At 65.4% G+C, this 15,163-nt stretch carries 6 protein-coding genes; 4 read left to right on the plus strand and 2 right to left on the minus strand.

Annotated elements, in window-relative coordinates; all coding sequences use genetic code 11:
- Positions 1-9 precede the first annotated feature (9 nt).
- Both LLJ08_RS13455 and LLJ08_RS13460 read right to left on the minus strand, forming a co-directional pair.
- Positions 10-1,920, minus strand: coding sequence for a metallophosphoesterase family protein (locus LLJ08_RS13455; RefSeq protein WP_228208944.1), 1,911 nt, complete (start codon positions 1,918-1,920; stop codon positions 10-12).
- A gap of 139 nt (positions 1,921-2,059) precedes the next feature.
- Entirely contained in the window at positions 2,060-2,896 is an 837-nt protein-coding gene (locus tag LLJ08_RS13460) for a CAP domain-containing protein (protein ID WP_014819969.1), read from the minus strand.
- 153 nt (positions 2,897-3,049) lie between these two features.
- Here LLJ08_RS13460 and LLJ08_RS13465 point away from each other — a divergent pair, with 153 nt between their 5' ends.
- The 4 genes from LLJ08_RS13465 (at position 3,050) to LLJ08_RS13480 (ending at position 15,152) form a co-directional block, all read left to right on the plus strand.
- Positions 3,050-3,451, plus strand: coding sequence for a hypothetical protein (locus LLJ08_RS13465; RefSeq protein WP_090518957.1), 402 nt, complete (start codon positions 3,050-3,052; stop codon positions 3,449-3,451).
- A gap of 379 nt (positions 3,452-3,830) precedes the next feature.
- Positions 3,831-12,371 carry a GH36-type glycosyl hydrolase domain-containing protein gene (locus tag LLJ08_RS13470; RefSeq protein ID WP_228207261.1) on the plus strand — a complete coding sequence of 2,847 codons (8,541 nt, stop codon included), beginning with the start codon at positions 3,831-3,833 and terminating at the stop codon, positions 12,369-12,371.
- A gap of 192 nt (positions 12,372-12,563) precedes the next feature.
- The gene (locus LLJ08_RS13475) at positions 12,564-13,007 is read left to right on the plus strand and encodes a DUF2846 domain-containing protein (RefSeq protein WP_003281487.1); all 444 of its coding nucleotides are present in this window, start codon (positions 12,564-12,566) and stop codon (positions 13,005-13,007) included.
- 144 nt (positions 13,008-13,151) lie between these two features.
- Positions 13,152-15,152: a peptidase U32 family protein gene (locus LLJ08_RS13480; RefSeq protein ID WP_228207262.1), complete on the plus strand. Its 2,001-nt coding sequence runs from the start codon at positions 13,152-13,154 to the stop codon at positions 15,150-15,152.
- The last annotated feature ends 11 nt before the right edge of the window (positions 15,153-15,163 follow it).

The raw sequence follows: 15,163 nt of genomic DNA on the forward strand, positions 1-15,163 counted from the left end.
CACGCGCGACTAAGCCTCGCCACGAGGGCGAGCGCGCTCGGCAAGAAACGCCACCGGTGCCGTACCATCGGCATTCAACTGGTAGATCTCACGCGGCCTGCCCTGCTCGTCGAGCAGCAGCAGGCCGATACCCGAGCCGTTCCATAGCCGTTCGCCGGCGTTGCTGCGGTCAGGCACGCGCGGCACAACTTCCAGCCGGCGGCGCTTGGTCAGCCAGTTCAATGGAGACCAAGGCGCGTAGAGCCAGCGGTTGAGGCGATCGAACCAGTCCAGCAGGCGCCGTGGAAACTCGTTCTTCACGCCGCTGCTGGTGATCTGCCAGACGCACGGCCCGCTATCGCGGGAACGGATGTGCACCTCGTAGACAAAGGAGTAATGCACGTCGCCGGACAGCACCACATAGTTTCCCGGCGTTCGCGTGTGGCGAAAGATGTTCATCATCACGTGGGCAGCGCCGCGATGGGCCATCCAGTTCTCCGCATCGACCAGCAACGGCTGGCCGGCCCAACTGAACACGCGCTGCACCGCCTCGATCAGCTTGACGCCGAACATCGGTGCAGGCGAGACGATCAGCACCGACGGCTTATCGAGAATGTTCTGCTGGAATTCGCTCAGCGCTTCCCAATCCATCAGGCCGGACGGGCGGCTGAGGTTGCGCTCGCTGCGCCAGCGCCGGGTGCGCGTGTCGAGCACCACCAGCGGCGGATCGGTGGGCAGCTCGTAGCCCCACCCGTCGAGCCTGAACAGCGCATCGATCAGTTGATCCTGCGCCGCGCAATCCAGCCAGCCGTCGTCTGCCGTCGCCAGCAGTTCACCGAGCGGCACCAGCAACTCGGCGAAACGCGTAGGATCGTTGCCCCAGGCCTGACACAGCAGATAGGCGAGCAGCGCGTTGCCGATTATGCGCCGCGACAGCGGATGGCCGTAGGCGGTCTCTTCCCAGCGCGCGGAGAGGTTCCAGTCATCGGTGATGTCGTGGTCATCGAAGATCATCAGCGACGGCACATGAGCCAGGGCGCGGGCGACCTTCGGCAACCCATGGATGAAGCCTTGCAGACAGCTTTCTTCGCAGCGATAGCGCTCGGCATGGGCAGATTCGAGCGCGGGTATTTGCGGAGCAATCAGCGACCATGGTGTAGGCGACCAGACGAGCAAATACATCGCCATGACTTCGCCCAGGCTGATCAGATGGTTCTGCCCGTTGGCGGTGGTGAACACCGGCTTTTCCACGCCGCCGAAGAAGCGCTCGCGCAACGCCTCGTTGGACTTGAATGCGGGCAACAGCTGCTCGCGACGGTAATAGCTGGCCGGATGGGTCATCAGCTCATCGCTATTGTTCACCACCGCGCCTTCGAGCTGTTCGCCATAAAGCCCCAGGCGGCGCACCAATGCGTGGATCGCCACCAGCATCGGCCCCGCGACATCATCGGCATAGACCTGGTCGCCCGTCATCAACAGCACGGCCGGGCGCTCGGCCGGACTGTCCAGCGCGTCACTCAGCAGTTCGTCGACACACAGCAGACCATCTGTCGCGGCGTGGTGCGGCTTGCGGCAGGAACCATGCAGCACGCGATCGAGCTGCGACTTGATGACGAAGCTCGGCCGCGTCGCGCCGTCGTAGAGCAGGTGCGGCGCCCAGCCGGCGATGCCCTGCTCCCCTGCACCATCGTGGATGCGCAGGTCGTATTCGATCAGGCAATCGGTGGGCAGCGGTGCGTCCGGCACGAGCTCGATTAGATGCAATACCGCGTGCTTGCCGATCGGCAGGCGCTGGCAGCTCAGCTCATCGAGCGACACAGATTTTTGCAGTCCGCCTGCCGGGCTTTCGAGAATCAGCGACAGCTCGAGCGGCCGCGAGCCGACCAGCCAGAACGTCAGAAGGCCAGGCTCGGTACGCCGCAGCAGCGGGCCCGCCAGCACGGCGGGTAGTTGCTCGGGGGTAGGGATATCGGTCAAGGGCAACCCTGCTGATGGGAACAGGTTCGTCTGACAGCGCGCTCGGCCGGATCGCTCAACAATCGAGCCGAAAGCGGCTTGGCGGTGGTCGCTGAACGACTGCTCAAGGCGCGCCGAACATCGCCGTCCAGTAGATGGCCGCGTCGCTCTGCGGATCGACCGCATAGGCGCCGCCGAACTCGCTGAACTGCGGATTCATCAGGTTGGCGCAATGGCCGGGGCTCGCCAGCCAGCCGTCCAGCACCTTGCGGGTAGTCGGCAGCGCCGCGGCGATGTTTTCGCCAACCTGCCTGCCGGCGTAACCCGCCAGCTCGGCGCGGTCACCTGGGGTGCGGCCGTCTTCGCTCAGATGGCTGAAGAAGTTGCCGTTGGCCATGGCCCGGCTGTGGGCTTCGGCGGTGCTGCCCAGCGTCTCGTTCCAGCTGAGCGGCCCGGCTGCGGCGAAGTCCTGCTTACCGCAACGGCGGGCGGAGGCGCGGGCCGTGTTGATCTGCTCCAGCAGCTTCTGCCCTTCCGCCTGCCAGTCACCCAGCCGACCATCGAGCAACGGCCGCGCCACCACGATGCGCCAGTCACGGTCATTGCGGCTCACACCGATATCGGCGAACTGCGGATCGAGGATCACCCGACAGAAGCTCTCGCGCAGCGCCTGCATCGCGGCCTGGGCATCCCGCGGGCCGGACAACGTGATCGCCTGCACGGTTACCATCGGATAGCCCGCGCGGGACAGCGCCTGCTGCAAATCACCCGCACTATCGACCGGCAGATTCAGGCGCGAGTCGGCGGTAAGCGGCGGCAGCTCTTCACTCGCTTTGTCGCCACAGCGCTGCACTTCACCACGGTAGGCATTGATCGCCTCGACCAGGCGGGCCTCCTCGGCCACAGCAGCGCCAGCAACGCACAAGGTTGCGATCAGCAGGACGGATGACAGAACACGCATGACAGTTCTCCAGCAAAATCCCTGACGGAACGAGGCGCACCCGGCGCAGAAATGAAGCGCCATGGTGCGCGACGCTGCCACGCTTGTCATCACCGGGCAGGCACAAGGCCACTGGCTGTGCGCATTGCGCTGGCTTGGCTATGATCGAAAGCCATGAATAGCCTGCCGCCGCTCCGCCCATCCTGCCCGCCCGGCACCTGCACCTGCCGGCGTGACGAGCTGCTGGAAACAGCCGGCGCCGACGTGCGCATTCTCATGCTGACCCGTCACGAGGAACGCCGCCTGCTCGAGCGCCTGGAAAACGTGCAGAGCCTGGACGATCTCGAGCGCGTGCAGCAACGCATGCTCGACCAGCTCGGCATCCGCATGACCGTCGCCCCCGGCCACAACGAGGTGCGCAGCATGCGCGGCATCGCCATCGAGTTTGCCGAACAGCCCGGCCTCTGCCGCAAGACTCGCCCCGCCATCGCCGCCGCCGTACGCCGCGGGCTGGAGAAACAGCCGGAAATCGCCTGGCGCCTGCTCGATGCGCACGACCTGCTGGGTGGCCTCTGACAGGGGCAACACAAGCCTCGTCCGAACCGGTCTCGCCCCCCTTGATTCGCCAGAGCCGGCATGCCGATCGCGCCTGAGGGCCAGGCGGCGAAGCACCGACAATAAAAGTGCCTATGCTGTATCGTGGAGCAATTGCTGCGACAGCATTCTTCCTGCAAACGGAGTGGCCGAAGGGCCCTCCGCTTTCATGGCTCGCCGATTCTTGAAGCCTCTGCCATACCGCCACGCGGTCTGGTGCATGCACGAGGCCGTACGGCGATTTGGCAGAAACCGGCAATCGGTTTCCCGTTGTTCCGAAAGCTTGCCGCCGTGGTTCCTCCCGACAGGAGCCGGCGCACTAACGCCTGTTCCCCTATCTCCGCTAGTCGGACAGGCGCTCATGACCTCAGTTTTCCGTCACATCCTCGGGCGCCATCAGCGTTCGCCCGTCTGGAGCGATCTAGCTCCCGTTCGCGACGAGTTGTTCGGCCCGGAGCGGCTCGAGCATCACGCCCGGAGCCTGGCCGCCGCCCAGCCGGTCACCCCTCGCCCTCGGGCTGTGCTGCCGCTGCACGCGCGCTTGAACGACAACGCGACGGTGCTGCTGGCGGCTTACCGCGCCAGCGCCGCCGAGCTGGAAAGTGGTCGCAGCGTGGTACCCGCCGCAGAGTGGCTGCTGGACAACTACCACCTGGTCGAGGCGCAGATCCGCGAGATTCGCGACGACCTGCCGCCAGGCTTCTACCGCCAACTGCCCAAGCTGGCTGACGGGCCTTTCGTCGGCTATCCCCGCATCTTCGGCCTGGCCTGGGCGTTCGTGGCCCATACCGACAGTCATTTCGATCCCGAGACCCTGCGCCGTTTCATCAATGCCTACCAGCAGGTCCAGCCGCTGACGATCGGCGAGCTGTGGGCCGTGGCCATTACCCTGCGCATCGTCCTGATCGAGAACCTGCGTCGTCTGAGCGATCAGATCACCGATGGCCGGGCAACCCGAATGGCCGCCGACGAGCTGGCCAACCGGCTGCTCTCGGCCAGCTCGCCGGAAAAGGCGCTGGACGATGAAATTGCCGCGCGTGGCACGGCGCCGTTGTCCGAGATCTTCGCCGCGGAACTGGCCAAGCGCTTGCGCGACCAGGACCCGCGCACCACGCCGTCACTGGGCTGGCTGGAAGAACTGCTGGGCCGCCAGGACACCTCCATCGAACAGGTGGTACAGCACTCGCAGCAGCGTCAGGGCGCCTCCAACGTCAGCGTGCGTAACGTCATCACCAGCATGCGGTTGATCTCCGATATCGACTGGACCGAGCTGTTCGAAGACGTCAGCCTGGTGGATGAGCGGCTGCGCGGCGGCAGTGCCTTTGCCGCCATGGACTTCCCGACACGCAACCTCTATCGCAGTGCCATCGAGCAACTGGCACGCGGTTCCAGCGCCAGCGAACTGGAGATAGCCGGCGCCGCGCTGGACGCCGCCAACGCCGCACCTAGCCGTGACATCGCCGACGACGAGCGCGTGGCCGACCCCGGCTACCACCTGATTGGCGAAGGCCGTCTCGATCTCGAACGCAGCCTTGGCTTCCGTCCACCACTGGGGCTGCGCCTGAGCCGTTTTCACGTGCAGCTGGGCATCGTCGGCTATGTTGGCGCCATCCTCCTGGTTACCACCCTGCTGCTGTCCCTCGGGCTGCAGGCCATGGGCGGTGCCGACGTGGGCGCGGGCTGGCTCGCGCTGCTGGCTCTGGTCGCCTTTCTGCCGATCACGGACCTGGCCTCGGCGCTGGTCAACCGCGTGGTCACCTGGCGTTTCGGCGCCAGCACGCTGCCGGGCCTGGACCTCACCGCCGGTGTGCCGCAGTCGATGCGCACCCTGGTCGCGGTGCCGACGCTGCTGACCAATGAAGCGGACCTGCTGGAACAGATCGAGCGAATCGAAGTGCATCACCTGGCCGGCGCCGGGGGCGACCTCACCTTCGCCCTGCTCACCGATGGCCTGGACGCCGACCAGGAAACTCTCGACAGCGACGCCCGGCTGCTGGAGGTCGCGGTCGATGCCATCGCGCGACTCAACCAGCGCTACGGCCCGGCGCCCGGCGGCAGCCGTTTCCTGATTCTGCATCGGCGCCGGCAGTACAACCCCAGCGAAGGCTGCTGGATGGGCTGGGAGCGCAAGCGCGGCAAACTGCATGAGCTGAACCAGCTGTTACGTGGCGCGACCGATACCAGTTACATGCCCCTGGCCGGCTGTACGCAGCGGATTCCCGCGGATGTGCGTTACGTGATCACCCTGGACGCGGACACGCGCCTGCCGCGTGATGCCGCCATGCGCCTGATCGGCAAGATGGCGCACCCGCTGAATCGGCCGCGATTCAGCGTACCCGAACAGCGGGTGATCAATGGCTACGCGATTCTTCAGCCGCGTGTCACGCCGTCGCTGCCCGTGGGCCGCGAAGGCTCCTTCTATCAACGGGTGTTCTCCAGCCCCGGCGGCATGGACCCCTATGCCGCCGCCGTGTCCGACGTCTATCAGGATCTGTTTGGCGAAGGCTCCTACACCGGCAAAGGCATCTACGACATTGACGCCTTCGAGGCAGCGCTGGCCGGACGAGTGCCGGAAAACAGCATGCTCAGCCACGATCTGTTCGAGGGTGTGTTTGCCCGCGCGGGACTGGCGACCGACGTCGAGGTGGTGGAAGAGTTTCCCTCGCGCTACGACGTATCGGGCAAGCGCCAGCACCGCTGGACCCGCGGCGACTGGCAGCTGCTGCCGTGGATCTTCGGCGCGCGCCGCGGCCCCCAGGCATTGCCCATCATCGGGCGCTTCAAGATGCTCGACAACCTGCGCCGCTCGCTGCTGGCACCGCTGAGTCTGCTGGCACTGGCCCTGTGCTGGATGCTGTCGCTGCCGGCGGCCCTGATCGGCACCTTGCTGGTGCTCGGAGCGCTGGCGATTCCCGGTTTCCTACCACTGTGCTTCACGCTGCTGCCGTCTCGCAGTGGCGTCAGTGCGCAAAGCCATCTGCACCGGCTGCTCGGCGACCTGCGCATGGCCGCCTCGCAAACCCTGTTGAACCTGGCGTTTCTGCCGGACCAGGCCTGGCGCATGAGCGATGCCATCATCCGCACCCTCTCACGGCTCTATGCGACTCGCAGCCACCTGCTGGAATGGACCACCGCCGCGCAATCGGCCATTAGCCCGCGGCTGAAACTGAGCGGCTTCTACCGTGGCATGGCCGGCGGAACAGTGCTGGGTGTCGGCGTCGCACTGCTGGCGCTGCTGGTCGCGCCGGGGTCATGGCCGCTGGTGCTGCCGTTCGCCCTGCTCTGGCTGGGTGCTCCGGCGCTGGCCCTGTGGGCCAGTCGCTCACCTCGCGTCGCTCCCAGTCAGAAACTGGCTGAAGCGGATGCCCAGGAGCTGCGCCTGATTGCACGGCGCACCTGGCGCTTCTTCGAAACATTCGTCACCCCCGCCGACAACATGCTGCCGCCGGACAATTTCCAGGAAGACCCAAAGCCTGTAGTCGCGCGCCGAACCTCGCCCACCAACATGGGGCTGTATCTGCTCTCAACCGTTGCCGCACGTGATTTCGGCTGGGCCGGCACGCTGCAGACGCTCGAGCGAATGGAGACGACGCTGGACAGCATGAGCCGGCTGCAGCGACACCGCGGGCACTTCTTCAACTGGTACGCCACCGAGGACATGCGCGCGCTGGAACCCGCCTATGTCTCGGCCGTGGACAGCGGCAATCTCGCCGGCCACCTGATCGCCCTCGCCAATGCCTGCGAAGAATGGCTCGACCAGCCCCAGGTGCCGCATGCCCGCCAGGGCCTGCACGACAACCTGATACTGGCGCGTCAGGCCATCGCCGCGCTGCCGGCAGCCAATGGCGAGCGCGGCCAGCCGTTGCTCGGCGTGCTCGATGAGATCGCCACGCAAATAGGCGACGCGCAAGCGCTCGACACCCGTTCGGCAACGCTCCGGCAATTGGCCGAGAAGGCCGTTCGCGTCACGCAGGAAATCAGCCCATCCGCCACGGATGACGAAGATGCGCAGGCGCTTCACTTCTGGATCAACGCCCTGTGCCAGACGCTGGCCGAACACGCGCGGGATCGCCAGCTATCCGCCGAGTCGCTGGCAGCGATGCAGGCGCGCCTGCGCGGCGTGGCTGCCAGCGCACGGGAGATGGCGCTGGATATGGACTTCGCCTTTCTGCTCGACCCCGAGCGCAAGCTGCTGTCGATCGGTTACGGCCTGGCCGACAACAGCCTGGACCCCAGCTGCTACGACCTGCTGGCCTCCGAAGCCCGCCTGGCCAGCCTGTTCGCCATTGCCAAGGGCGATGTCACCACGCGGCACTGGTTCCGCCTGGGCCGCACGGCGACACCGCTGGGTAATGCATCCGCGCTGATTTCCTGGTCGGGCTCGATGTTCGAATACCTGATGCCGTCACTGGTCATGCGCGCCCCGGCGGGCAGCCTGCTGGAGCAGACCAATCGTCTGGTCGTGCAGCGCCAGCAGGAATATGGCAATGACCACCACGCGCCCTGGGGCGTTTCGGAATCGGCCTATAACGCCCGCGACATGGAGTTCACCTACCAGTACTCCAACTTCGGCGTGCCGGGCCTGGGCCTCAAGCGAGGGCTGGCGGAAAACCTGGTGATCGCGCCCTATGCCACCGGGCTCGCGACCATGGTCGACGCGACTGGCGCCCAGGCGAACTTCCGGCGCATGACGGAGATGGGTGCGCTCGGGCGCTACGGCTTCTTCGAAGCGCTGGACTTCACCCCGACACGCCTGCCGGATGGCCAGGCGTTTGTCATCGTGCGCAACTACATGGCGCACCATCAGGGCATGACCATCGTCGCCATCGCCAATACCTTGCAAGACGGCCAGATGCGCGCACGCTTCCATCGCGAGCCGATGATCCAGGCCTGTGAACTGCTGCTGCAGGAACGCATGCCGCGCGATGTCGCCATCGCCCACCCGCGTGCCGAAGAAGTGAAGATCCGCGCCGTCGAGGGTGGCGGTGATCCGCAATCACTGCGCCGCCTGAAAGGCTCAGCCGCGAGCGGCGCGCCGGTTACCCATCTGCTCAGCAACGGCCGCTACGCCGTGATGCTCACCGCAGCCGGTGCCGGCTTCAGCCGCTGGCGCGACCTCGCGATCACGCGCTGGCGCGAGGACGTCAGCCGGGACGACTACGGCTCCTTCGTCTTCCTGCGCGATACCGAAGACGGCAGGGTCTGGCCCGCAGGCGGACAGCCGCTGGGCAGCGATGCGCTCAGTCACGAGGTGATATTCGGTGAGGATCATGCCGAGTTCATTCGTCACGATCTGGACCTGACCACCACGATGGACGTGCTGGTATCCGGAGAGGACGACAGTGAAGTGCGCCGCGTCTCGCTCGCCAACAGCGGTCGCGAAGCGCGGGACATCGAACTGACGTCCTACAGTGAAGTGGTGCTGACCACGCCGGCCACCGACAATGCGCATCAGGCGTTCGCCAAACTGTTCGTGGTGACCGACTACCTGCCCGAATTCGGCGCGTTGACCGCCACCCGCCGCCTGCGCAGCGAGGGCGAACAGCCGATCTGGGCCGCGCACTTCGCCGTGGTGGAAGGCGAAATCCTGTCCGACCCGCAGTATGAGACCGATCGCGCCCGCTTCATCGGCCAGCGACCGAGCGTGGCCGCTGCCGCGGTGGTCGCCGAAGGCCAGCCGCTGTCGAACAGCGTCGGCACGGTGCTCGATCCGATCTTCTCACTCAAGTACCGGGTCAGGGTGGCGCCGGGCAAGGTCGCCCGCGTAGCGTTCTGGACCCTGGTCGCCGACTCGCGTGACGAGCTGCTGAGCCTGATCGAGAAGCACCACGACCGCAGCGCCTACGACCGCGTCAAGACCCTGGCCTGGACTCAGGCCCAGGTGCAGCTGCGCCATCTCGACATCAAACCGGCCGAAGCCGCCGACTTCCAGCGCCTGGCCGCGCCCATTCTCTATGCCGATCCGAAATTCCGCGCGCCGTCGGCTGCGATCATCCAGGGTGCCGGCGCCCAATCCGGCCTGTGGCCGCACGCGATTTCGGGCGATCTGCCGATCGTGCTGCTGCGCATCGACGATATCCAGGACATCGCCCAGGTCCGCCAGTTACTCGGTGCCCATGAGTACTGGCGGATGAAGCGCCTGGCGGTGGACCTGGTGATTCTCAACGAGCACGCCAGTTCCTATCTGCAGGATCTGCAGATCGCCATCGAAACCGCGGTGCGCAGCAGCCAGTCACGTCCGCGCTTCGGCGCCGAGCTTGCCCAGGGATCGGTGTACATGCTGCGCGCCGACCTGTTGAGCGGCGAGGCACGCGCCCTGCTGCGCAGCGTCGCTCGCGTAGCACTGATAGCCCGCCGCGGGCCGATCGACAAGCAGCTGGCCAACACATTGCTCCCGGGCGACACCGTGGCAGCGCATTTCGCTACCCCGCCCTCGCGGCCGGTCGTTGCGGCACCGGGCCCTACCGGCAGCGAACTGGCACAAGGGCTGGAGTTCTTCAACGGCCTCGGCGGTTTCGACAAGGACGGCCGCGAATACGTGACACTGCTGGAGTCGGGCAGCACGACACCGGCGCCGTGGATCAACGTGATCGCCAACCCGCGCTTTGGCTTTCAGGTCTCGGCGCAGGGCAGCGGCTATACCTGGGCGGAAAACAGCCGGGAAAATCAGCTCACGCCCTGGTCCAACGACCCGGTCACCGATCCCTGCGGCGAAGCCTTCTATGTGCGCGACGAACGCAGCGGCGCGCTGTTCAGCCCAACCGCCCAACCGATCCGCGATGACGGCCTCTATGTGGCGCGGCACGGCCACGGCTACAGCCGCTTCGAGCACCAGGCCGAAGGCATTGCGCTGGATCTGCTGCAATACGTCGCCCTTGGCGACCCGATCAAGATTTCCCGACTGACGCTGCGCAACCTGTCATCCGAGCCTCGCCGACTGTCGGTCACCAGTTATAGCGAATGGGTGCTCGGCACCGCCCGCGGCGCCTCCGGGCCTTTCATCGTCACCCAGCGCGACGCCAGCAGCGGCCTGTTGCTGGCGCACAACCCGTGGAGCAGCGCCTTTCCCGGGCGTATTTCATTCGCCGATCTGGGTGGACGACAAACGGCCTGGACGGCTGATCGCAGTGAATTCCTTGGTCGCAACAGCGGCCCCGCCACGCCGGCGGCGCTGCTTACTGGCAAACCGTTATCCGCCAGCGTCGGCGCAGGCATGGACCCTTGCGCGGCATTGCAGTGCGGGGTCCAGCTCGCCCCTGGGGAGAGCGTCGAGATCGTCGCCTTCCTTGGCCAGTGCGCGTCGGCTGATGAGGCGCGTGCGCTGGTCGAGCGTTATCGCCAGGCCGATCTCGACGCAGTGCTGCGTGAAGTCACGGACCACTGGCACCGCGCCCTTGGCTCGGTACAGGTGAAAACGCCGGACCGGGCGATGGACATCATGCTCAACGGCTGGCTGCTGTATCAGACCCTCGCCTGCCGCATCTGGGCGCGCTCGGCTTTCTATCAGGCCAGCGGCGCCTATGGCTTTCGCGATCAGTTGCAGGACGGCATGGCACTGACGTTTTCGCAGCCAGAGGCCACCCGCAGCCACATCCTGCGCGCGGCCAGTCGCCAGTTTCCCGAAGGCGACGTACAGCACTGGTGGCTGCCGCACTCCGGTCAGGGTGTGCGCACGCGCATTTCCGACGACCGTGTCTGGCTCGCATTCGCCACGGCAACCTATGTTCAGGTTTCCGGCGACGCAGCGATTCTCGAAGAGCCGGTGAGCTTTCTCGAAGGACCGTTGCTCAAGCCCGGCGAGCACGATGCCTTCTTCCAGCCGATGATCGCGGACGAGGCTGCCTCACTGTTCGAACACTGCGCTCGCGGACTCGATCAGTGCCTGGAGCTGACCGGCGAACTCGGCCTGCCGCTGATCGGCGGTGGTGACTGGAACGACGGCATGAACCGCGTCGGAGAAAATGGCAAGGGCGAGAGCGTGTGGCTCGGCTGGCTGCTGCTGCGCACCATCGAACTCTTCGCGCCGCTGGCTGAGCAGCGAGGCAGCGTGGCTGGCGCCCAGCGCGCCGAACGCTGGCGCGAACACGCGCTGGCACTCGCCGACTCGCTGGAAGAAAAGGCCTGGGATGGCGAGTGGTACCGCCGCGCAACCTTCGACGACGGCACCTGGCTGGGCTCCAAAGACAGCGACGAGTGCCGCATCGACTCCATTGCTCAGTCCTGGGCGGTGTTGTCCGGCGCAGCGGACCCCGCCCGCGCGAAACAGGCCATGGCTTCCGTGCAGCACCACCTGATCCGCGAGCATGACGGTCTGGCCCTGCTGTTCACCCCGCCATTCGACAAGACGCCGAAGGAGCCCGGCTACATCAAGGGATATCCGGCGGGCCTACGCGAGAACGGCGGTCAATACAGCCACGCTGCGATGTGGGCCATGCTCGCCTTTGCCAAGCTCGGTGATGGCGATGCAGCGTGTGGGATGTTCAAGCTGCTGAACCCGATCAATCACGCGCTGACACCGAAAGAAAGCCAGCGCTACAAGGTCGAACCCTACGTGGTCGCGGCGGACGTCTATGGCGTCGCACCGCACAACGGCCGCGGCGGCTGGACCTGGTACACCGGCGCTGCCGGCTGGATGTATCGCGCCGGCGTCGAAGGCATCCTCGGCATCCGCCGCGAAGGTGAATGGCTGATCGTCGATCCGTGCATCAGCAGCCACTGGCCGGCGTTCGAAGCCACCATCACCCTGGGCGAAACGCGCTACGCCATCCGCGTGGAAAACCCAGGCCAGGCCAACCGCGGCATCCAGCACGCGCGGCTGGATGAAGGCCCGCTCGATTGCATGAACGGATACGTACGACTTGCGCTGGATGGAGGGCAACATCAGGTCGTGTTGACGCTGTAAAACCAGCCGATAGCCGTCCGAGGGTCGTTGCGCTGCTGCCGGGCGGTCAACGATCACCATGGCACCAGCGCATGCATGTGCGTGGCCTTTGACGCTCGTCTTTTCCAACGGGGGCTACAAGAAACTCGCGCCGCGGCCGATACAAGTCCGCGGCCAGTGAGGCCGTTTCAGTCAACACATTAAGGAAAGAGCATGTTTAACAAGCTGACGATGAGCGCTGTGGCCCTGGGTTTTGCCCTGCTATCCGGTTGCGCCTCCGTACCGATGGAATCAGCGGACAAGGATCAGGCACTCAAGTCGTTCTCGGCACCGCCGCAGGACCAGGCTGGTCTGTACATCTTCCGCGACTCGTCCCTTGGGGCGGCCGTGAAGAAAACCATCAAGATTGATGACGAGGTCATCGGCGAGACCGCTGCCAAGACCTATTTCTATCGCCTTGTCAGTCCTGGCCCCCATGTACTTGCAACCGAATCCGAGTTCGGCGACAACCTGCTTGAGCTGAACGCCCAGGCCGGCAAGAACCATTACGTCCGTCAGTCGATCAAGATGGGCGTGTTCGTCGGTGGCGCCAAACTGACCGAAGTATCTGAAAGCGAAGGCCAACAAGGCGTGCGCAACACCAAGCTGGCACGCTGATTCAGGCCGTCGAGGTGGGGTTAACCTCACCTCGACACCCTTCCCGCTAACCGACCATCACGCCCCCACTCGCCCGGCGGCCAGTCCCAAACCGGCCGCAAGCCATTACAATGCGCGACTTTCGATTCAAATCCGGTCCGCGCCATGTCCCTGCCCAAGCACCATCTCGAACTGCTCGCCCCCGCCCGGGATGCCAGCATTGCCCGTGAAGCCATCCTGCATGGCGCCGATGCGGTGTATATCGGCGGCCCGAGCTTCGGTGCGCGGCACAACGCCGAGAACAGCGTGGCGGACATTGCCGAGCTGGTGAAATTCGCTCACCTGTTTCATGCTCGGGTGTTCGTCACCATCAACACCATCCTGCATGACGACGAGCTGGAAGCCGCGCGCACGCTGATCCACCAGCTGTACGAGATCGGCGTCGATGCGTTGATCGTGCAGGACATGGGCATCATGGAGCTGGACATTCCGCCCATCGAGATCCACGCCAGCACCCAGACCGATATCCGCACGCTGGAACGGGCCAAGTTCCTCGACAAGGCCGGCTTCTCGCAGCTGGTTCTCGCCCGCGAGCTGAACCTGCAGGAAATCCGCACGATTTACGATGAAGTGGATTCGACCCTGGAGTTCTTCATCCATGGCGCGCTGTGCGTCGCCTTTTCCGGGCAGTGCAATATCAGCCACGCGCAGACCGGGCGCAGCGCCAATCGCGGCGACTGCTCCCAGGCCTGTCGCCTGCCCTACACGCTGAAGGACGATCAGGGCCGCGTGGTGGCCTTCGAAAAGCATCTGCTGTCGATGAAGGACAACAACCAGAGCGCCAACCTTAGCGCCCTGGTCGACGCCGGCGTGCGTTCGTTCAAGATCGAGGGGCGCTACAAGGATGTGAGCTACGTGAAGAACATCACCGCTTACTACCGCCAGCGCCTGGACGGCATCCTCGCCGAACGCCCTGACCTGGCCCGCGCCTCCAGCGGCCGCACCGATCACTTCTTCGTGCCGGACCCGGACAAGACCTTTCACCGCGGCAGCACCGACTACTTCGTCACCGACCGCAAGATCGACATCGGCGCCTTCGACTCACCGACTTTCACCGGCCTTGCGGTCGGCGAAGTGCTCAAGGTGGGCAAGCATGACCTGACCGTGCAGACCCGCGAGCCCCTGTCCAATGGTGATGGCCTCAATGTGCTGATCAAACGCGAAGTGGTGGGTTTCCGCGCCAGCGTGGTCGAGCCGCTGAAGCAGTTCGAGGAAGACGGTCAGTCGTTCTGGCAGTACCGCGTCGAACCCAACGAAATGCCCGCCGCCATGCGTCAGGTGCGCCCGAACCATCCACTCAATCGCAACCTGGACCACAACTGGCAGAACGCGCTGCTCAAGACCTCCGCCGAGCGCCGTATCGGCGTACGTTGGCTGGCAAAATTGCGCGCCGATGAGCTGGAGCTGCACGTCACCAGCGAGGAAGGCGCCTATGCCAGCGTGTCGCTGGCCGGTCCGTTCGGCGAAGCGAAGAAGCCGGAGCAGGTGCCCGGCCAGATCGTCGATCTGCTGAGCCAGCTGGGCACCACCATCTACCACGCCGAAGAAGTCGAAGTGGATGCACCGCAGGCCTTCTTCATCCCCAACTCGCAACTCAAGGCGCTGCGCCGCGAAGCCATCGAGGCGCTGGGCGAAGCGCGCGAAGCCATCCGTCCGCGCGGCGGCCGCAAGCCAGTCAGCGTGCCGCCGCCGGTCTACCCGGAGTCGCACCTGTCGTTCCTCTACAACGTCTACAACGAGAAGGCCCGTGCCTTCTATCACCGCTACGGCGTGCAGCTGATCGACGCGGCCTACGAGGCCCACGAGGAAACCGGCGAGGTGCCGGTGATGATCACCAAGCACTGCCTGCGCTTCTCCTTCAACCTCTGCCCGAAGCAGGCCAAGGGCGTCACCGGCGTGCGTACCAAGGTCGCACCGATGCAACTGGTGCACGGCGACGAAGTGCTGACCCTGACCTTCGACTGCAAGCCCTGCGAGATGCACGTGGTCGGCAAGATGAAGGGCCACATCCTCGACCTGCCACTGCCGGGCAGCGCCAGCAGCGTGGTCGGACACATCACGCCGGACGATCTGATGAAGACAATCCGCAACAAGCCGCACGCCTGACGTCCATACAT

Source organism: Stutzerimonas chloritidismutans (assembly GCF_020783375.1).
GTDB lineage: Bacteria > Pseudomonadota > Gammaproteobacteria > Pseudomonadales > Pseudomonadaceae > Stutzerimonas > Stutzerimonas kunmingensis.